Source organism: uncultured Cyclobacterium sp., assembly GCF_963977555.1.
Lineage (GTDB): Bacteria > Bacteroidota > Bacteroidia > Cytophagales > Cyclobacteriaceae > Cyclobacterium.
In genome coordinates this window covers 89394-111520 of the sequence record NZ_CAXBPD010000001.1, presented here as the reverse complement: position 1 = coordinate 111520, position 22127 = coordinate 89394, and the positions used below count along the sequence as shown (strand labels likewise).

8 protein-coding genes are annotated in these 22127 nt (G+C 37.3%); all 8 read left to right on the top strand.

All coding sequences use genetic code 11. The annotated features are described in order from the left end of the window. Positions 1-242: 242 nt before the first annotated feature. Positions 243-3389 carry a TonB-dependent receptor gene (locus AAC073_RS00310; protein WP_339921828.1) on the top strand — a complete coding sequence of 1049 codons (3147 nt, stop codon included), beginning with the start codon at positions 243-245 and terminating at the stop codon, positions 3387-3389. A gap of 5 nt (positions 3390-3394) precedes the next feature. Continuing rightward, positions 3395-4933: a RagB/SusD family nutrient uptake outer membrane protein gene (locus tag AAC073_RS00305; RefSeq protein ID WP_339921827.1), complete on the top strand. Its 1539-nt coding sequence runs from the start codon at positions 3395-3397 to the stop codon at positions 4931-4933. Positions 4934-5136: 203 nt separating this feature from the next. Beyond that, positions 5137-8403: a DUF1553 domain-containing protein gene (locus tag AAC073_RS00300; protein ID WP_339921826.1), complete on the top strand. Its 3267-nt coding sequence runs from the start codon at positions 5137-5139 to the stop codon at positions 8401-8403. 67 nt (positions 8404-8470) lie between these two features. Continuing rightward, entirely contained in the window at positions 8471-9916 is a 1446-nt protein-coding gene (locus AAC073_RS00295; RefSeq protein ID WP_339921825.1) for a DUF1501 domain-containing protein, read from the top strand. A gap of 46 nt (positions 9917-9962) precedes the next feature. Continuing rightward, positions 9963-11240: a Gfo/Idh/MocA family oxidoreductase gene (locus tag AAC073_RS00290; RefSeq protein WP_339921824.1), complete on the top strand. Its 1278-nt coding sequence runs from the start codon at positions 9963-9965 to the stop codon at positions 11238-11240. 672 nt (positions 11241-11912) lie between these two features. Further along, on the top strand, positions 11913-12920 hold the full coding sequence (locus tag AAC073_RS00285; protein WP_339921823.1) for a Gfo/Idh/MocA family oxidoreductase: 1008 nt from the start codon (positions 11913-11915) through the stop codon (positions 12918-12920). 14 nt (positions 12921-12934) lie between these two features. Next, positions 12935-13966, top strand: a complete 1032-nt coding sequence (locus tag AAC073_RS00280; RefSeq protein ID WP_339921821.1) for a Gfo/Idh/MocA family oxidoreductase — start codon at positions 12935-12937, stop codon at positions 13964-13966. A 444-nt stretch (positions 13967-14410) separates the two neighbouring features. Further along, the gene (locus AAC073_RS00275) at positions 14411-22087 is read left to right on the top strand and encodes a PAS domain-containing protein (protein ID WP_339921820.1); all 7677 of its coding nucleotides are present in this window, start codon (positions 14411-14413) and stop codon (positions 22085-22087) included. Positions 22088-22127 lie beyond the last annotated feature (40 nt).

The window sequence follows — 22127 nt, the reverse complement described above, 5'->3', positions numbered from 1 at the left end:
AAGGTTATGCCTAATTCTTGAACTGTAAAAAACAATAAGCTTTAGATTGTGATTTTAAGCGATTATTTGTTTTTATTATTATAATTTAATACATTTTCATGGTAATATTGATTTCATCTTAGATCTTGAAAATCATAATTCACTTGTATTTTTCTTTATCTACTATAATCTTTAATGATATAGTAAAACAATTATTAATTCATTCCCTAACTAAACACAATTTAATCTTAAACGACAAATCAATGAAGAAATCATTACTTGTTAGAAATAGGGTTTATTTACCCTATACGAGACGGGCTTTTTCTGGCCTAATTATTTTGCTAATATTTTTGTTTTCACCTGATATCGGGTACGGTAACAATAATTCCTTAAAACCAACTGATATTAAAGAAAATGAGAGGAGAGCAGCTATTTCCGGGACAGTCGTAGATGCGACTGGAGAACCCATTCCTGGAGTTACAGTTTCTGTACCAGGTACAGGTAGAGGTACAGCTACAGATTTGGATGGAAAATATACTATCAATGTTGATGAAGGTACTACACTTGTTTTTTCCTTTATAGGTTTTGTGTCTCAGCGAATTCAAGTTATTGACCAAAGCATTATTAACATTACACTACTAGAAGATACTTCATCATTGGATGAAGTGGTAGTAGTAGGATATGGCACCCAAAAGAAAGAGAACCTTACGGGGTCAGTTTCTTCTGTGAAATTTGATGATGAGCTTCAGAACAGGCCCCTCACTAATGCTTCACAGGCGCTTAGTGGTCAAGTGCCTGGCGTTTGGATCAGTCAAAACTCAGGTAAACCAGGAAGTGATGGTGCCCAGATAAGAGTGAGAGGTTGGGGTACATTGAACAACTCAAACCCTTTGATTCTTGTAGATGGAGTAGAAGCTTCGATCAACGAAATCAATCCGAACGATATCGAGAGCATGACGGTATTGAAGGATGCTGCAAGTTCTGCCATTTATGGGTCTAGGGCTGCAAATGGAGTAGTACTGATAACCCTTAAATCTGGAAAATTTGGAGAAAAAACCAGCATCAATATTGGAAGCTATGTGGGGCAGCAAAGTCTTGGTAGACGGTACGAAATTATAGAAAATAGTGCCGAGTACATGGGGATGTGGAACCAAGCCTTAGCCAATCAAGGTGGAAGTCCTTTGTTTCCAGAGTCAGTTATTAATGATTTTAGGAATAATAATGATCCATATGTTTATCCTAATACCAATTTTTTTAATGAAGTGTTTAAAAAGGCGCCTATAACTGAACACAATATTTCTGTAAATGGCGGTTCTGAACAGACAAAATTTTATGTTTCCATGAATTACTTGAACCAAGATGGGATCATGCTTAACTCTAAATCTAATCGGTATGGGTTGACAGTAAACTTAGAGACGAAATTAAAAGACTGGCTAACTGTTGGTGGAAGACTAAATGGAATAAAGAAAGCTTCTGAGGAGCCATTTAACCTTGGACGTATGATGTATATATTCGCAAATGGGGGTTATCCCTTTACCGCTCCCTATACTGAAGATGGTAGGTTTGGGTCTGTCCAAGCAATTAACAGTAATGGTAACACAATTGTAGGAAATAGAAATCCTCTAATTGAAACAGCAAATGGGCTTTCCATTTCCGAAAACAATTTTTTCAAAATGAATGTGTTTGCTAATATTGATTTTACAGACTACCTGACTCTAAAGACCAATTTAACGTCTCAGTACAATAGTAACCTTTTAGACAAGCATAATAATTTAGTTTATGGGTATACCAATACTGGAGTAGAAGGCAAGAACCTGGATTACCTTACCATATTGGAAGCAAGTAGAAGCAATGTCCAAAGCAATTACAACACTTTATTTTCCACTTTGAATTTTAATAAAACCTACAATGAAATTCATAACATTTCAGCAATAGCAGGTATTCAGGTAGAAAGTACAGTAATAAAAGATGTATATGGCAGAAGGTCAGGCCCACCCAAAGAGGGGTTAATTCAAATTGATGCAGGTACAGCTGGTTTTCAGGCCAATGGAAACATGAGTGAGCTCAGAATGATGTCTTATTTTGGTCGTGTAAATTATGCTTTATCTGATAAATACCTTTTTGAAATGAACCTTAGAGCAGATGGAAGTTCAAGGTTTAAGGAGGACTATCGTTGGGGTATTTTTCCAGCATTTTCAGCTGGATGGAGATTAGGAGAAGAAGTTTTTATGAAAAGCCAGAATTTGATATCGGACCTTAAGATACGGGCCTCTTGGGGTAAATTGGGTAACCAGAATATCAATTCCTATTGGCCTTATCTCGCAGTAGTAAATCAAACCAATGGCCTTAGCTATAATTTTTCCGGAAGTTTTGCTCCTGGTGCAGGTATAACTGCCCTTGTGGATGAAAGTATAGGATGGGAAACTTCGGTAACTACGGATTTGGGTGTTGAATTTGGCTTGCTTAATAACAGGATTTTTGTTGAGGCAGATTATTTCAGGAAAACGACTAGTGATATTATCGTACAATTGCCAATTCCATCCATTCTTGGAGGGGTAAGTGCCCCTTTTGAAAACGTCGGAGAAATGACCAATAATGGCTTTGAGTTTAATATCAATTACTCAAAATTAGCCAATGACAGAGATGACGTTGGATACAATATTGGGGTTAATATGACCTATATCGCTAATCAAGTGACCAAATTCAGAGAAAATTCTCCAGATCAATTGTACCTGATACGCGAAGGATTTTCCTACCGTGAGTTGTATGGTTATAAGGCTACTGGAATTTATCAGTCAGACCAAGAAGCTTCAGAACACATGTTCGCCAATGGCTATATTCCGCAGGCTGGAGAGTTGAAATATGAAGATGTAAACAATGATGGTCGCCTGGGATTTGAGGATAAAATGGCTTTGGGAAATACGATTCCCAAATACACCTTTGGTCTTACACCTAGTGTAAATTACAAAGGCTTTGATTTAAGTACAGTGATCATGGGAATTGCTGGAGCAAGTGTTTATACACAAAATGCATGGACCCAACCTTTGGGGATATCTGGAGGAACAATAACCGAAAAATGGAGAGATGCCTGGACGGTAGATAATATGAGCACAACCGTACCGCGGATTTCTATAAGTGATACTTGGCGAAGTGAAGCATCTTCTTATTGGGTTAGTGACATTTCATTTGTTAAGCTTAGAAATATCCAATTGGGATACACATTCTCTTCTGCTTTAACCGAAAGGCTAGGGCTTCAAAAACTTTATGTCTATGGAAATGCCCAAAATGTAGGGTCCTTAGTGTCCAAAGACTACGAGGGATTTGACCCTGAAAGAAATACGTTTGATTCGGGGGACAATTTTTATCCTTTGCCCAAAATCATTTCCCTAGGTGTTAATATTAATCTATAAGCATAATGAAAACGATGAGAATATTTAAAATTAATTTAGTAGTTCTGAGCATGCTTCTTTTTGGAAGTTGTGGCGAGGAATTTCTTGCAGTATATCCTACAGATAGGATCACTACGGTTTCATTTTGGCAAAATGAAAATGATGTTAAACTGGCTTTAAATGGAATATATAGTGTTTTGAAACATAGGGGCGTTTATGGTTCAGGTCCTACCTTTGATGCCATCACCCCCTATGCTTATCAGTGGGCGCATTGGAATGGATTGGAAAAGCAAATTGGTAATGGCTCAATAACCGCAAGTACTACTGGAGGATTAGTAGACGAGAGATGGACCATGTGTTACCGAATCATTAATTTCTCCAACGATTTTATTTCCAACTTAGAAAATGTGGATATTCCTGCCGATAAAAAATCCACCTATCTGGGAGAAGTTCATTTTATCAGGGGACTTGCTTACGCCTTATTGGCAGATGCTTATGGTGGAGTGCCAATCATCTTAACAAAATTGAATACCCAGGAAGTTACCGAATTAAGTCGAAATACCTTGGAGGAAACATGGGCTCAGGCTATTTCAGATTATGACGTTGCCATACAAAATTCAGAGCCTGTCAGTTACGAGTTAGGTAGGGTTACTAAAGGAGCTGCTTTGGGAATGAAAATGAGGGCTTATTTGTATCAGAATAAATATGATGAGGTTTTGCAGATGGTCGAGCAAATAGACGCGTTGGGTATGTATGATTTGTTTCCAAGCTACGAAGGGCTCTTCCAGTTGGACAATGAAAACAATGAAGAGGTGTTATTTGATATTCAGTACATCGCTGGAGAACAAGGTCAAGGGAATTTCTTCGCTTGGTTGGCACTTCCAGGTGGCGTGGCCGCAGCAGGAGCAAGTGATCCTGCACCTACCCAACACATTATTGACGAATATGAGATGATTGATGGATCTGAAGTTGATCCTAACAATGAATTTGAGGGAAGAGATCCAAGATTAGATTTCTCAATATTAAGGCCTGGAGCGACCTTTGAAGGTAATTTATATCCTACAGATGTACCCAATCATACTGGGCAAAGGGTAGGATTTGGATTGCGTAAAAATGTAGGTGAGGGGATACCCTTACTTAGTCCTAGGGTTTCTCCTTTGAATTTTATTGTCCTGCGCTATGCGGATGTACTATTGGCAAAAGCAGAGGCACTTATTGAAACCAACCAAAATATACCTGAAGCCATAGCGCTTATAAATAGAATAAGAACGGAACGTACTGATGTTACAATCACTTCATTGTCTACTGACCTTTCTCAGGATGCTGCTAGAGAGAAATTAAGACATGAACGTGTAGTGGAGTTTTTCGGGGAAGGAATTTTATGGGCAGATATAAAACGTTGGAAAATTGGTCAAGACTTATATCCAGTAGATATTAAAGCTGCAGACGGAGGTTTGATCGAAGTGAAATTTCCTAATGGTTATGAAGACAGACACAACTTGCTGCCTATTCCTGACAATGAAATCTCTTTTAATAGTAATTTGGAACAAAATCCAGGTTGGTAAAATTGAAGGTATTAAATAACTTTAATTTTTTGTCCGGAACAGTTGAAATTTAGCAGTATTACTTGCCGGAGAATTTTTGTCATGACCAGAAGTTTTGTGAATTGTCCTTACAAACACAAATACTTCAGGTCATGACATTTTCATATAATTATATAAAGGCATTTCGTATATTAGAATGAATAATTTTGCAAACACTGTTTAATATGAGCAAGAGGTATTTACTAAAAATAGCTTTAATTCTAACCATTGGTTTGGTTATTATTTGGGTTATTTCTGTTGATAGTACCATTGATTTTCCGGAAGATATAGAAGAAAATTTACCCGAAATGGTGGATTTTAACCTGCACATCAAGCCCATTTTATCTGATAGGTGTTTTGCATGCCATGGACCCGATGTCAATAAGAGAGAGGCAAATTTGAGGTTGGATATAGAAGCCGATGCTTTGAAATTAATTGGTGAAAATAAAGACCACTACGCCATCGTTCCGGGAAATCCTTCAAAAAGTGGGGTTTATCAGCGTATGGTTACAGAAGAGGTAGACCTGAAAATGCCACCGGTTGAATCTAACTTAAAACTTTCTGAAACGGAGATTGCACTAATTACTAGATGGATAGAACAAGGTGCCAAATACAAGCCTCACTGGTCATTTATTCTCCCGCAAAAATTAGACATTCCCGATCTTGATGATAAAGGGCTTTCCTGGGCTGAAAATGAAATAGATCATTTTGTCTATGATAAAATGCTGACTAGAGGATTGGAACCGTCTGAAAAAGCTAGCAGAGAAACCCTGCTGCGGAGGCTATCTTTTGACCTTACCGGTCTGCCACCATCCATGGAAGAGGTGGAAGGATTTTTAAAGGATAATTCCAAAGAAGCTTACCTGAATTTGGTAGATAAGTATTTGGATTCCCCCCATTATGGTGAAAGGCTGGCTTCCAAATGGTTGGATTTAGCCAGGTATGCAGATTCGAATGGTTATCAGGATGATGGAATGAGAAATATGTGGCCTTGGAGAGATTGGGTGATTAATGCGTTTAACGATAACTTGTCCTACGATAAATTTATTCTCTGGCAGCTGGCGGGTGATCTATTGCCTAACCCAACCTACGATCAAATTCTCGCAACAGGATTTAACCGTAACCATCCGCAAAGCCAGGAAGGAGGTATCATTCCTGAAGAATACCGAGTTGAATATGTAGCTGATCGGACCAATACTTTGGGAAAAGCATTTTTAGGATTGTCTATTGAATGTGCAAGATGTCATGACCATAAATATGATCCCCTTTCGCAAAAAGAATATTTCCAGTTTTATGCTTTTTTTAATAATATCAATGAAACGGGGCAGGTGCCTTATGTTGGAGATGCAAGCCCAACTTTGATTCTGCAGGACGATGCAGAGATAGAAAAAAAGATTGCTTATATCAATGAAAAAATTAGCGAAAAAGAAACGACGATCAATAGGAATATAAAACAGGCATTGGAGTCCTTCGAAACCTGGCTGGGTAGCAGTAGTACAAAAACAATCTCCCAATTGGATATAATGGGTCTAATAGGGCATTACCCCCTTGATAAACCATTTCAAAATAAATTTAAAAATCTGGCAGATAAGTCCAAGCCTGCGGATATGGTGGTGATTCAAAAGGACAAAGAAATATTAACGGTGCCAGGGAAATTTGAAAATGGAATTCAACTGGTAGGGGATAGCTATGTTGATTTAGGCCCTAATATTGCCTATTTTGAGAGAAGTGATCCATTCACCATTAGTCTCTGGTACAAGGCAATGGCTGACAGTTTACATGGTCCAATTTTCTCTAAAACCGGCGGTTTTGCAAATGGATTTAGAGGTTATGAATTGTTGATAACAGAGGAGGGTCATTTGACAGGCCTGATGAGCCACACCTGGCCAGCAAATGCGATCGAGATACATACAAAAGAGACTGTTCCAGTAGGGAAGTGGGTGCATCTTGCCATGACTTATGATGGGTCAAGTAAAGCTTCAGGCTTACAAATTTACATGAATGGAAAACCTTTAAATGTTAAAGTGATAACAGATAATTTGAAGCAAAGCATTTTAGCCTATGGTAAAGAAAAGCGAGGCATTGGTCACCCTGGGAATTTACAAATAGGAAAACGTGGGACCAATTTTGCTGAAACACTGGATCAGTCCCTGGTTGATGAAATCAGGGTTTTCGATAGAGAATTAACAAGTATTGAAGCAGAAATGTTGGCAGGGATACCAAATCCAATAATGAGAAATGTCAATGAAGGTAATCATCAAAGCTTGCAGGATTATTACTTTTCAGCAGTAAATCAGCAATACAAAACTCAATTGAATTCCTTACATGAACTTCGCAAAAAGGAAAATGCATTGATAAGTGCGCAACCAGAAGTTATGGTTATGCGGGAGAGAAGTGAGGAAAGAGAGACTTTTATCCTAGACAGAGGGGTTTATGATGCTCCAACAGAGCAAGTTTTTCCTGAAACCCCAGCGGTATTGTTTGATTTTCCTGAAGAATTTCCAAAAAATAGGCTGGGACTTGCTAAATGGTTGCTCCATGAAAAAAATCCGTTAACAGCCCGGGTTGTAGTCAATCAATACTGGGAATTGATATTTGGAAGAGGCATAGTGGCGACACCAGATGATTTCGGGAACCAAGGAGCCTTTCCTTCTCACCCTGAATTACTCGATTGGTTAGCTGTTAATTTTATGGAGTCAGGTTGGGACCTTAAGCAGTTGGTGAAGTTAATGGTAAGCTCAGCTACTTATCAGCAGTCCTCTACCTTGAATAAAAAAGCCAGAGAAAAAGATCCAACAAACGTATGGCTTTCCAGGGCCAATGCTTCTAGACTACCAGCAGAAATGGTAAGAGATCAAGCTTTGGCTTCAAGTGGTTTATTGGTGCGGAAAATTGGCGGAGAAAGTGTGAAACCTTACCAACCTAAAGGACTATGGAGGGAGTTAACTTCTGAATATGCAAATGAATACATTGAAGATACAGGGGATAATCTGTACAGGCGTAGCCTTTATACAATATGGAAACGAAGTGCACCTCCTCCAGCAATGATTAATTTTGATGCCTCAGATAAATATGTTTGCATAATAAAAAGACAAAATACCAATACGCCACTTCAAGCTTTGGTACTAATGAATGACCCTCAGTACATAGAAGCGTCTCGCGTTTTGGCGGAAAAGATGCTGAAAGTTGGAGGAGCTGAAATATCAGATCAGTTGAAATATGGATTTAGAGCAATTACCAGTAGGAATCCTGAGCCGAATGAATTAATGATCTTAGAAAAACTGTATCAGAATGAGCTCAATGAATTTCAGAGAGCGCCCCATGGAGCAGATAGTTTGCTTCAGGTCGGGGAATTTGCTAGGGATGAAAACATGCCGAAGGAAAAATTGGCAGCTTTTACTTTGGTCAATTCTACCCTAATGAATTACGATGAAGCCATCTATAAAAGGTAGGCTGATTTTAAAACGATTAAACACTGTGCCTTAATGGCATCGTATTTAAGGTACTTAAATTAAGAAAATGGGTTTATTACATGATCCTAATATGGATCGACGTCAGTTTTTAACGAAGACAAGCCTTGGTTTAGGAAGTATGGCACTCTCTTCTTTATTGGATCCGGGAAATCTGCTGGCCAATATAGGAAGCAACAATCAGGCTGCCCTAGGTAGGCTTCCTTTGGTTCCAAAAGCGAAGCGAGTAATTTACCTTTTTCAAAGTGGCGGTCCCTCGCAAATGGAGCTTTTTGATTATAAGCCATTATTGAATGAGCGTTTTGGACAAGAGTTGCCAGCCTCTATCAGGGCTGGGCAAAGGCTAACAGGTATGACTTCAAGCCAAAATTCTTTTCCTCTTGCAGGCTCAGTGTTTGATTTTGCGCAGCATGGGCAAAGTGCTGCTTGGGTAAGTGAATTGATGCCTCATACAGCTAAAATTGTGGATGAATTGTGTTTTGTTAAATCCATGCACACAGAAGCAATAAACCACGATCCTGCCATTACCTTTTTTCAAACAGGATCACAATTAAGTGGTAGACCTTCGATGGGTTCATGGATAAGCTATGGTTTAGGTAGTGACAATAAGAATCTTCCTGAATTTTGTGTTCTACTTTCAAGAGGCAAAGCTGGAGGACAACCTTTATATGCGAAACTATGGGGTAGCGGGTTTTTACCTTCTCTGCATCAAGGAGTACAATTTAGATCAGGAAAAGACCCTGTTCTATATCTGAATAACCCTAATGGTTTAAGTGAAAATAGCCGTAGAAGGATGTTAGATGCGTTAAAAGACCTACATGATATTAAGTATGACAAGGTAATGGATCCTGAAATTAATTCAAGGATTTCCCAATATGAGATGGCTTACAGAATGCAATCTTCGGTCCCTGATACCATGGATATTTCAAAAGAGCCAGACTATATTTATGACATGTACGGTCCAGATTCCCGTAAGCCTGGGACGTTCGCCGCCAACTGTCTTTTGGCCAGGAGATTGGCTGAAAAAGACGTAAAATTTATTCAATTATACCATCAAGGCTGGGATCAGCATGGGAATTTACCTCGTGATATTAAAATAATGAGTAAAAGTGTAGACCAAGCAGGAGCTGCATTGGTAATGGACTTAAAGCAGCGAGGGTTACTAGAAGATACATTGGTAGTTTGGGGTGGTGAATTTGGCCGTACGAATTATTCACAGGGCAAATTGACACTAGATAACTACGGAAGAGACCACCATCCAAGGTGTTTTACCATGTGGATGGCAGGTGGTGGCGTAAAAAAAGGGTATACCCATGGGGAAACCTGTGAATTTGGTTACAATATAATCAAGGATCCTGTTCATGTACATGATTTTCAAGCTACCATGCTTCACTTACTAGGAGTGGACCATGAGCAATTAATTTTTAAACACCAAGGCAGAAGATTTAGGCTTACTGATGTGAGTGGGCATGTTGTCCATGATATTTTAAGTTAATCAAAGATTTATCCATCATTTATAAAAAAAATCAAAAGCGCATCCAATGACAAACATAGAAAGAAGGTCCTTTATCAAAGGCGCGGCAGCAGTATCTGCGATTACCATTTTGAAACCAAGCACTGTTTTTGGCACAAAGGCCAACTCTGCAATTCAGTTAGGCATAATCGGTTGTGGAAACAGAGGGACATCTGTAATCACTGCTATGTCTAAACATACGAATGTTAATATCATGGCGATGGCTGACCTTTTTGACGATCAACTTAAAGTTGCAAAAGAAAAACTGGATGGGCTAAATAAGGACAAAGGATTTGGGGAAATTGACCCAAAAAACATTTACCAAGGATCTAAGGCTTATATGGAGCTCCTCAACAATAAAGATGTGGAAGCGGTATTAATATCTTCTCCTGCCTATACCCATCCTGAATTTGTAGAAGCAGCAATTGCTGCTGGCAAACATATTTATTGTGAAAAGCCGGTGGCTATAGACGTGGAAGGTGTAAAGCGAATAGAGAAAGCTGGAAGTACCATAAATGGGAAATTGAGTATGGTGGTGGGTTTTCAGATCCGACATGCTACAGCTTATCAGGAGATGGTTAAGAGGGTGCAGGAAGGCGCTATTGGCGATCTGGTAACTGCGCAATTGTATTACCTTGCCTCTGGACTTCCGCTTAAACCTATAGACAATATGTCTAAATCAGAAGCAATGATCCGAAATCAGTTTCATTTTAGGTCCTTGTCTGGCGGTATTCTATTGGACCAAGGGATTCATATGCTTGATGTCTGCAGTTGGGCTTTGCAAAGAAAACCTATAATGGCCATGGGTTCGGGAGGAAGGGATCATAACAATGCCTTCGGAGATGCCTACAACAATTACCAAGTGATTTATAAATATCCAGACAATATTAGGGTTAGTTTTCACTCAACGCAATTAGGCCCTACTTTCGGAGATGTTTGTGCTCGTTTTATTGGTAGTAAAGGAATAGCAACTGCACACTATAGTGGTGGGGTATTTATAGATGGTGAAAACGAATGGGATTCAGGAGTAATAAGACACGAAAGTGCCAACGAAGATCGAAGTGAGCGTGCTGCAGGAGTTTTCACTTCTTCTTTGCATGATTCCAATGAAAATAAAGTCAAAAGTTTTATAGGAAGTATTAATTCAGGTAAATTTTTGAATGAATCAGCATCGGGTGCAAATTCAACCTATACCGCAATTTTGGGCAGGATGGCTGCTGAAAAAGGGGAACCTGTTTCTTGGGAGTCAATGCAGCACTCCAATGAAAGCATTGATCCAAACTTAAATTTAGCTCAATTTGATTAAATCAAACGATTGATATTTTAATAGCTATATGCTTTAATTTCGAGCTAAACAATACCACCATTTTGTAGCATGTAATAGAATCGTTATTATATGCTACAATTTTTTATCCATGGAAATGCCTGGAATTGGTGGTGTTTTCATCCCTTACTTCGATGGGTGAAGTAGCTTACAAGTAAATAAAAAATAGGTGTTAGTTTGTTAAAGTTTTTATTAGTTATAATAGTTTGGATTTCTTGAATTCACCCAATTGATTTATTAAAAATGGCAATAAGTAGAAGACATTAAAAACTAGTTATAAAACCCTCAACTCTTTCATCAATACGGCAACATTGCCAAAAAAAAAATCAGAAGGTTTCGGCATCATTCCCCAGGTTTTATCAAAAAAAACTTACTTTTGAGTGGGTAAAGAACAAAGAAATGATAGGTTTGATTGGATTTTGAGACAGGTTATATTCTTTCTATAAATAGATTGTAATATATTAATATTAGTCTAATGTTGATTTTGATAATTCCTCGAATAAGCATTTTGAACCACTTTACTTTCTAAATTGATATCATTTGGATGGTATCAGTTTCAGGGAAATTTCAGCAGTATTATTACGTATTAAACGAAGACCATTAAAATTAATAACACATAATTATTTATTTAATAATTAATGTAATTTTTAAAATATGAAAAAATTCAGTTCTAGTCAAGTTAATTGGGGAGTGATAGGCGCAGGAAGTGTGTGCGAAAAAAAGAGTGCTCCAGCTATGGATAAAATTAAGGATTCATCTGTCGTGGCTGTGATGCGAAGGAATGCCGAAAAGGCAAAAGACTACGCAGAAAGGCATGGGGTGCCCAAATGGTATTCAGATGCTGATGACTTGATAAATGATCCAGAAGTGAATGCTGTTTACATTGCAACTCCTCCTGGTTCTCACTTAGAACTTACCAGGAAGGCTGCAAATGCTGGCAAACCTGTTTACGTTGAAAAACCCATGGCTAGAAATCATGAGGAGTGTTTAGAAATGATTAAAATTTGTGAAGAAGCGGGTGTTCCTCTGTTTGTAGCCTATTATAGGAGAACCCTCCCTAATTTTTTGAAGGTGAAAAGCTTAGTAGAAGAAGGTGCTATTGGTGAGCCGAGGTATTTAAGTGTTGTGATCCATCACTCCAAACATCCGGAAGATAAAGACAGTCGTGCCAATAATTGGAGGATAGACCCTGCGGTTGCTGGTGGAGGATATTTTTATGATTTAGGCTCTCATCAATTGGACTATTTTGATTTTCTTTTTGGCCCTTTGAAAGAGGTAAATGGTTTGGCTGCCAATCAGTCGGGATCTTATTCTGCAGAAGACATTGTTTTAGGGAATTTTTCTTTTGAAAGCGGTATATTGGGTACTGGTAGTTGGTGTTTTACCACGGGTGAAACCTCTCAAAAAGATGAAATTGTAATCATTGGAGATAAGGGTGAAATAAGATTTCCATGCTTTTGGGGGACTTCCGTTACCCTGAAAAGAGATGGCAAAGCGGATGAAGTTTTTGAATTTGATGTGCCTGAAAACATTCAGTTTTTTCTTATTCAATCTATAGTGGAAGAGTTATTAGGCAAAGGTGGTAAATGTCCTAGTACTGGAATTTCTGCTGCGAGGGCAAATTGGGCAATGGAACAAATGACAAAGAATTTCAATAATTAAAAATACATTATAAAATGACAAAGCAAAAACCATTAGGGTTTGGAATTATAGGGACTGGAGCCATTGCAGGTATGCATGCTGCGGCGATCAATGCTTTCGAAGGAAGTGAACTTGTGGCTGTTTTAAGCTCCACCCAATCGCGAGCTAAGCAAGCTGCAGAAAAATTTAATGTTCCGGCAGATTTTGAAATTGATCAGTTTTTAAGACGTGAGGATATTGATGTAGTGTGTATTTGCACCCACAGTGGAAACCACCTGGAACCGGCTATAGAAGCGGCTAAAGCAGGTAAACATATTTTGTTGGAAAAACCAATTGAGGTAAGTACTGAGCGTGCTGATTTACTGATTAACGCTTGTGAACAGGCAGGAGTAAAATTGGGTGTAATATTTCAAAATAGGCTCAAACCAGGGTATCTTAAATTAAAAGAGGCTGTAAAAGCAGGTAAAATTGGAAAACTCTTAATGGGGACTGCTGCCATAAATTGGTACAGGGATCCTTCTTATTACAGTAGTAGCAGCTGGAAAGGAACAAAAGAAGGTGACGGTGGCGCTGCCCTCATCAACCAAGGTGTTCATACAATTGATTTGCTTTTGGATATCATGGGTGATGCAGAGGCAGTGTATGGACAAGTAAAAACAATGGTTCATCAAATAGAAGGTGAAGACCTGGCTACCGCTATAGTGAATTTTAAAAACGGTGCATTAGGAAGTATTACAGGTGGGACTTCGTTGTTTCCTGGTAATCCAGAACGATTGGAGATTTATGGTGAGAAAGGGAATATAATCCTTGAGGGAGGGAAAATCATTGCCTGGAACATTAAAGGAGAAGAAACGCAAATGATTCCTGGATCAGACATCGGTGGAAGTGGTGCTTCTGATCCTATGGCAATTGACTTTAAATTGCACCAAGGACAGATTGAAGATATGGTGAATGCCATTAGAACTGACAATACTCCTGTTGTTACAGGGCAAGATGCAAAGAGGTCTCTCGCTTTAATTCTTGGGATTTACAGTTCCTCACTGCAGGACAAAAAAGTTTATCTTTAAATATATTGATTTAAGCCTATTCCATGAAAGCTAAATTGCGGTGAATGCTTTTATTTTTTAACAATTAGTTTCAAAATAAACTTTCGAAGAAATTATTGCAATTTAGCTTTTGTGGTCTATTTAGAAGGTGCAGTCTCTACGAACCAATAATGAAGATTAGTTTTTTACTTTTTTGGTACTGTCTATTTTCATCAACATCAATTAGTGCTAATCATGGTTCCTTTGATGGTATTTTTAATGAATTTGTATTGCTTTAACTTTTTTTGAAAAAGTGTTCTTGATTACGATCATTTTTATAATTCACTTTAATTTTGGGTTAGAAAACTCAAAGTGTTAAAATTTTTAACCCCTTAAAAGCCTTAACTTTCATAGATTTAATATTATTTGTTTATTTTTAGATAGTCACTTAATAATTAAGAGTGGGATACTAATTTTTTAAATGCAATGGGTATTAACAGAAAAAGAGGGGATATTGAATTTAGTGATAGCGAGATGGGTACAGAACTAGACGCCATCACTAGTCTTGTTGAAATTTTAACAGGGGCTCCGGTAAGCCTCATTGTTAAAATTGAGGAAGGGGACGTATGGATTAATTCTTGCCAAGGAATGGAGGCGAAGGATATTCTTCATCCATCGTCTCTAGCTGAATTTATTAATGATAATCCCAATGAACTACTCCTTTTACCTGACAGCCGGAAGGTTCCTAAGTTTGCTACAAACCCTCTTGTAAGTTCTTCTCCAGGTATTGTTTTTTATGCAGGAGTGCCCTTGACCCTGGATGGTCAATTTTGGGGAATGTTATGTGCAATAGACCATATCCCTAGGGAAGTAAATGAAAAAACGATTGATGGACTTCAGCTTCTTGCGGGACAGGTAACGAAGCTTCTTGAATTGGAAAAGATTCAAAATGACCACGAGGAGACTAAAGAAAATCTTGAAAATGAAACCAACAGATTAAACAATATCATAGAAGCCACTCATGTAGGAACTTACGATTGGGACATGGTTAAGAATGAGGTGTCGATTAATGAGGAGTACTTAGCAATGGTAGGGTACAAATTAGCCGATTTATCACCAATTACTATGAATACTTGGTATGATTTGTTGCATCCAGAGGATAGAGAAACAGCAGATCGTGTATTAGCTGCATGTTTTAATAAAGAAATTGAATTTTTCAGCACAGAATTTAGATTACTTCATAAGGAGGGACATGAAGTTTGGATCAATGATAGAGGTAAGGTCACTAAATGGTCTGAAGATGGCAAACCTTTGCGCATGTCAGGTACTCATACAGATATTACAAAAAGAAGGAATGATGAAATCCAATTTCAAACAGTGTCAGATAACATACCGGGAGTTGTTTACCGGTATAAAAGACCCCCAGTCGGAGTAGATACATTTGAATTGGTAAGTAATGGGGCTCTACAGTTATGGGGTTTCTCTGGTGATCAGGTAATTAAGAACAGCCGTTTAATAGGGGATAGATGCCATCAAGATGATATCGAATCATTGATGGAATCAATCGACAAATCTGCGTCAGAGTTGAGTTATTGGATGTGGGAGTACAGGTATAATCACCCTGATGGCACGATAAGATGGCACAAAGGTACCGGTAGTCCCCATAAATTAGAAGATGGAAGCGTGGTTTGGGATTCTATTATATTAGATGTGACCAAAAGAAAAAAGGTTGAGGAGAAGCTAGAGAATACCCTCTATTTTTTAAAAAATAAAATTAAAGAACAAGATTGTATATACAATATAAGTAGGCTTGATTATTCTTGGTCAGAAATTGATGATTTGTTGCAAAATGCTGCTATTTTAATTCCATCTGCATGGGAGTACCCTAAAAAGACTTTCGCTAAAATTACGTTTGGAAACCAATCCTATTTTAGCTTGAAGTATAAGCCTTCTGAACTATCCTTAAGTTCTGAGTACGTAGTGCATGATGGCAAATCCTTGGTATTGGAAGTGATGCTACCCAAAAGTACCTCTTCTGATGGGGAAGTAAATTTGACAAATGAAACCAACCTGATAGATAATTTAGTTTATCATTTAGGTACCTATTTAGACCAGTTAAGTAGTCAAGAAGCTTTAAGAGTTTCAAACGAAAGGGTTAGCTCGCTTATTGAATCCATCCCTGGAGTGTTTTGGGAAACTTATTCTGGATCAATTAAAACGAATTATGTTAGTCCTCAGGTAATAGAAATATTAGGTTATTCTGAACAGGAATGGATCCAAGGTATGAACTTCTGGCAGGATCATATTTATGAACCAGATAGAGAGCATGTTTTACAGGTGATCGCAGAAAATTCACTTTCCAATAGTGATTTTACTGTTGAATACCGCTTTATCAAAAATAATGGAGAGATTATATGGATAAGTGACTTGATAAAAGTTGTAGTTGAGGAAGGAAAAGAACCAATGTATCGGGGGCTAATGGTGGACATTACGAAGCGGAAAACTGCTGAAATAGCTCTGAAAAACAATGAAAAAAGGTTTAAAGCATTGATTGAAAATGGTAGAGATGCTATTGCGATATTTGATGAAAATGGTGTTCAGAAATTTGTTTCTTCTTCAATTACTCAAGTACTCGGATACTCTGAGGAAGAAGCCCTTCAATTAAAGCTAATTGAGGCTGTTCACCCTAGTGACGTAGAATTGGCTTTGAATAAATTCAAAAGTGCATTAGAAGCAGAAGGAGTGCCAATTGAGGGGAATGTGACAAGAAGTAAGCACAAAGATGGGTCATGGAGGTGGATGGAGTCTACCATGACCAATTTTTTGCATGACCCAAATATCAGGGGTATCGTTGATAATTTTAGGGACATAACTGAAAAGGTTCAACTCAATGAAAAGTTGGCCAAAAGCGAAAAAAGGTATAAATCTCTAGTTCAAGCAGGCTCAGATCTAACCAATATTATTTCTGCTGACGGTAAATATACCTATGTTAGTCCAAATTATTTGCAAATTTTAGGATATGAAGAGAAAGACTTACTAGGTCGATCATCATCTCTTTATTTTCACCCTGATGATATTGAAAACGTTCAAGAAGATTTTAAAGATTTATATTCTTTACATAAAGTAAAAGGCAGGCCATTTAGATTTAAAAGGAAAGATGGTACTTATTGTTGGCTTATGAGCACAGCTACCAATTTAATAGATGATCCTGAGATTAATGGTTTTGTAATCAATTCTGTAGAAATAACAGGATTAATTGAGGTACAAGAGAAACTAAAAACGAGCGAAGCAAGGTATAGAGGGTTCTATGAATCACAGACTACATTTGTAATCCGTACGGATTTAGAGGGCTTTATCACCTATGCCAATACTAAATATATGGAAACCTTCGATTGGATGTTTCCAAAAAACACCTACTCTGGCGTAAACGTACTCGACACTATATACGATACTGAAAAGAGTAAGGTAAAAACCGCTCTACAAAAATGCTTAAATAACCCAGGGAAAGTATTCAAAGTAGAAATTAAAAAATTGAAACAGGGTGAAAGTTTTTACAACACCTTATGGGATTTTGTAGTCATTTTAGGAACAAATGGAAAACCTAAAGAAATTCAGTGCAATGGAATAGATATATCAGAGCGAATAGCATTTGAAGAAGAATTGAAAAAAAGCAATGAGCGGTTTGAGTTGGTAATGCAAACAGACTCAGGGAGTATTTGGGATTTAAACCCAATCTCAGGAAATATGTTTTTAGGGGAAGGGTTTCGAAAAAACTTTGGGTTGAAAATTGAGGGCCAAGAAAAAAATCGGGAAAACTTTTTTGACAGCATTCATCCTGATGATGTAAAAAATTACCAGAACAAAATTCAGTATATAATTCTCAATAGTATTGAGAAACAATGGGAATTTAAATATCGCCTCATAAAATCGAATAGTGAATATGCGCATGTTAAAGAAAAAGCTGTAATTCTCAGGGACAATGAAGGAAAAGCCTATAGGGTTGTTGGTGCTATTAAGGACGTTACACTAGAATATTTTTATGGAGAATTGGAAGCCATAGAAAAGGAGTTTATGGAAGGTAGCATGAATCAGGATGCCAAACTTGCTGATTTATTACTCAATTATCTTTCCAACCTTGAAATTCTTTTCCCTTCAATGAAGATGGCTGTTTTTAAAGTGATTGGAGGTAAAATTCAAAATTTTGCCACTCCTTCATTACTTGATTCGGATGACTCTGCCATTAAGGATTTTGAAATTACTTTAAATGATGAAATTGAGATAGAAAATGCTTTTGACTTATTTAACAATGAGGTTTTTATCTCGGACATAAAAAAAGATAAAAGATGGGATAAATTGGTGAATTTTGTCCATAAAATAGGGGTGAGTAGTAGTTGTTCCTTGCCCATTTATAATTCAGAAGGAAAATTGGATGCGCTCCTTATTAATTTTTTTGAAAGCTCAAGAAAACCAAGAGACCTGGAAGCTTATGCGATTCAAAAAAGTCAGCGAATTTTATCCATGGTGTTCACCAAATTTCAATACTTAGAAAACTTACATAAAAGTAATGAGCGATTCAACTATGTGAACATGGCGACAAATGATGCCATTTATGATTGGGATTATAATTTGGATGAATTTCATTGGGGTGAAGGTTTTTATAAAATATTTGGATATAATAAAGGAGAAGAAATAAATAAAATTTCAGAATGGGGTACTTTCATGCATCCGGCGGATTCGAAGGTAACAGATGAGATATGGGATGATTTTGTGCATAGTCCTACTGAAACCAGTTGGCAAAAAGAGTATCGATTTCGACATAAGAGTGGGCAATACCTGCATATAGAAGAAATCAGTTATATGATTAGAGATGAATCTGGCAGACCCTTGAGGATGATAGGTGTGCTAAGAGATAAATCTGATGAAAAAGAAGATTTTTACCTTAATGAAGTTCAATATGAAATCAGCAAAAATTTCAAAAAAGAGGTAGAACTGAAAGCGATTTTAAATGCAGTATTGAAATACCTTTCAAAATTTTCAAATTTATTGGGCGGAGAAGTTTGGTTATTGGGTAAAAAGGGGATTAAAATTAATTTTTTTGAAGGCTATTGGGCTGATCAAAGCCAACCATGGTTAAAGGACGAAGTCTATAAAATAGGTAGCGATTTAGCAGTTCAGGTTTTGAATGCTGGGTCTTTTTTTGAAGCAAATGTATCTGATAACCCGAGCTATGTTGACCTCAACCCGGAGGTGAATAAATATGTAAAATCTATCTTAGGAATTCCACTAATTCAAAATAACTTAAAGGTAGGAGTAATGCTTCTGTATGTCAATGAAAGCATAACCTTACCTAAGGACAATAAATTGTTTTTTGAACCGATAGGTAAATTATTAGCTGGAGAGATTAAGCGAAAGCAACAGGAAGAGGAAATGAGATTGCTCTTTAAGAGTGCACCGGAATTGCTTAGTATTATTGATCCATGTGGTTACTTTGTTAAGGTTAATCCTTCTTTTCGTAAGCTATTTGGATACAGTGATGAAGAAATGCTTACTAAAAAATTCGAGGACCTTATCCATCCTGAAGACAAAGAATTGTCAAGTCGGAGTTTTTCAATCAAAGAGGGTTTATTAGCAAAAAATCTAATCCTTCGTTTACGAACCAAATCAGGCTTATATCGGTCAATTTCCTGGAATTCATCAGATGAATTTGGAGAGGAAGGGTTGGTTTTCTCATTTGGTCATGATATCACAGAGATGGTGGAGTTGCAAACCACGCTGGATAATGCCTCAAAATTGTCAAGAGTAGGTAGTTGGCAAGTTGATCTTTTAAACGACAACTTTTACTTGTCTTCTACGGCTAAAGAAATTTTGGGTCTTTCTCAGGACAGTTCACCGAGATGGAGGGATATATTATTTGGCTTTAAAGGCGATTCGAAAGAGCTTGTTGAGAAGGCCTTTAATCAGGCCCTTGAAAAAGGTGCATCGTGGGACTATCAATTGCCAATGATTACCGCTGTTGGAAATGAAAGATGGGTAAGAAGTATAGCTGAAGCAGAATTTAGCAAAGGTAAATGTGTTCGGATTTTTGGATCAATTCAAGATATTCACAAACAGAAATCGGATGAGATTGAGCTCGCTAAAAACAACCAGCTATTAGAAGTTATTTCCAAAGTGATCGAAAAATTTCTTTTAGTAGAGAATTGGAAAGATGCCATAGATGAAGTCTTTATGCTTACCAGCAAAGCGGTAGTTCTTGATAGAATTTACTATTTTGAAAACCACATAGATGCCGCTACTGGTACCCCACTTTTCAGTAAAAAAATTGATTGGTATCAGGAAAAAATCAGTAATTTCAGAGAAAATGATGTTTTCCAAAACATTGCTATAGCTGATTATCCTCAAATGATAAGTGTTTTGGAAAAAGGAAAGGTTTTCATAGCACATGCCAAAGAATTGCCCGATTGTAAATTAAAAATCACGCTAGAAGAAGGAGGAATTTTCTCTACCTTAATTATACCCATCATGATCAACAATAGTTTCTATGGGTTTATAGGATTTGATGATTGTACCTCAGAGCGTCAGTGGACAGATAGTGAAGTTTCATTTTTACTCACCATTACTTCTAATTTATCTGCTGCAATTCAACGGTCTAATAGCCAACTTGCGCTCCAGCATTCCTTCAAGGAAAAAAATGCAATATTGGATAGTATTGGGGAAGCTTTTTACGCATTGGATAAAAACTTCAATATTCTTTTTTGGAACCAACGTGCTGAAGAAATCATAGGAGTGAGTAGGAGTGTAGCCTTGAATAATAATTTATTTGAGGCTGTACCAAGATTAAAAGATTCATATACTCACAAGCAAATGGTTTATGCCTTTAAAAACCAGAAAGATGTTTATTTTGAGATGTTTTCTGATGTAATGAACATTTGGTTGGACGTCAACATGTATCCTTCACCAGAAGGCATAAGCATTTTTATTAAAGACATTAACCAAGAAAAAATTACCCTGGAAAAAATACAGCTTTCAAACGAAAGGTTTGAGAAAATTGCTGAAGCCACCAATGATGCTATATATGATTATGATATTGTTAGCAATAAGTTGTTTTTGGGAGTGGGTTTTAAATCCCTGTTTGGATATGACTTGAAAAGCAGTACTCAAGATATGGAATTTTTTCAATCTTTGATTCATTCAGAGGATAGAGAAAGAATTAATGAAAAATTTAATCATTTCATTAAAAGTGATGATTTGACCAATTGGTTCGAGGAATACAGATTGTTGACCAATGCTGGAGACTATGCCTTTATTATGGACAGGGCCATTTTTATCAGAGGTAAAAATAAGAAAGTTACGCGAGTTGTAGGGGCAATTACGGACATTACCTATAAAAAGGAATATGAAGAGTCTTTACAAGCCTTGAACAAACAAATGGCTCAACATGCCAAAGAATTGGAAAGGTCAAATAATGAACTTGAGCAATTTGCATATGTGGCTTCCCATGATTTACAGGAGCCCTTACGTATGGTTAGTAATTTCATGGGGCTACTTGAGCGGAGGTATGCGGACAAACTTGATCAAAAAGCCCACCAGTATATTGAATTTGCTGTGGATGGTGCCAAGCGAATGCGCCAAATTATTCTTGATTTGCTGGAGTTTTCCAGAATAGGGAAACATGAAGACAAGTTGAAGACTTTATCAGTTATGGAAATTGTAGATGAGGTTTGTTTACTGTTAAAGAAAAGAATTAGAGAGACCAATGCAACAATAAAATACGAAGACTTGCCAGTAATAATTTCGTATAAGACGCCATTATTTCAAGTGTTTTATAACCTGATAGGGAATGCATTGAAATATAGAAATGAACAAGAAAATCCGCTTATTGAAATTACAGCTGTAAAAGAAAAGGCTTATTGGTTATTTTCAGTAATTGATAACGGTATTGGAATTGCACCCGAAAGCCATGAGAATGTCTTTACAATTTTCAACCGACTACATGGCAAAGAAAAGTATGAAGGAACGGGAATGGGCCTTGCAATTGTGAAAAAAATCATAGATAATTTTGGAGGAGAAGTTTGGGTAGAATCTCAAAAAGGTGAAGGGGCTACTTTCAAATTCACACTTCCCATAATGGATTCTGAATTGGACATAGAAGATGTAAATCACTAAATCATCGAAATTAAGGGGATTCAATGTGGACTGAAGGCAA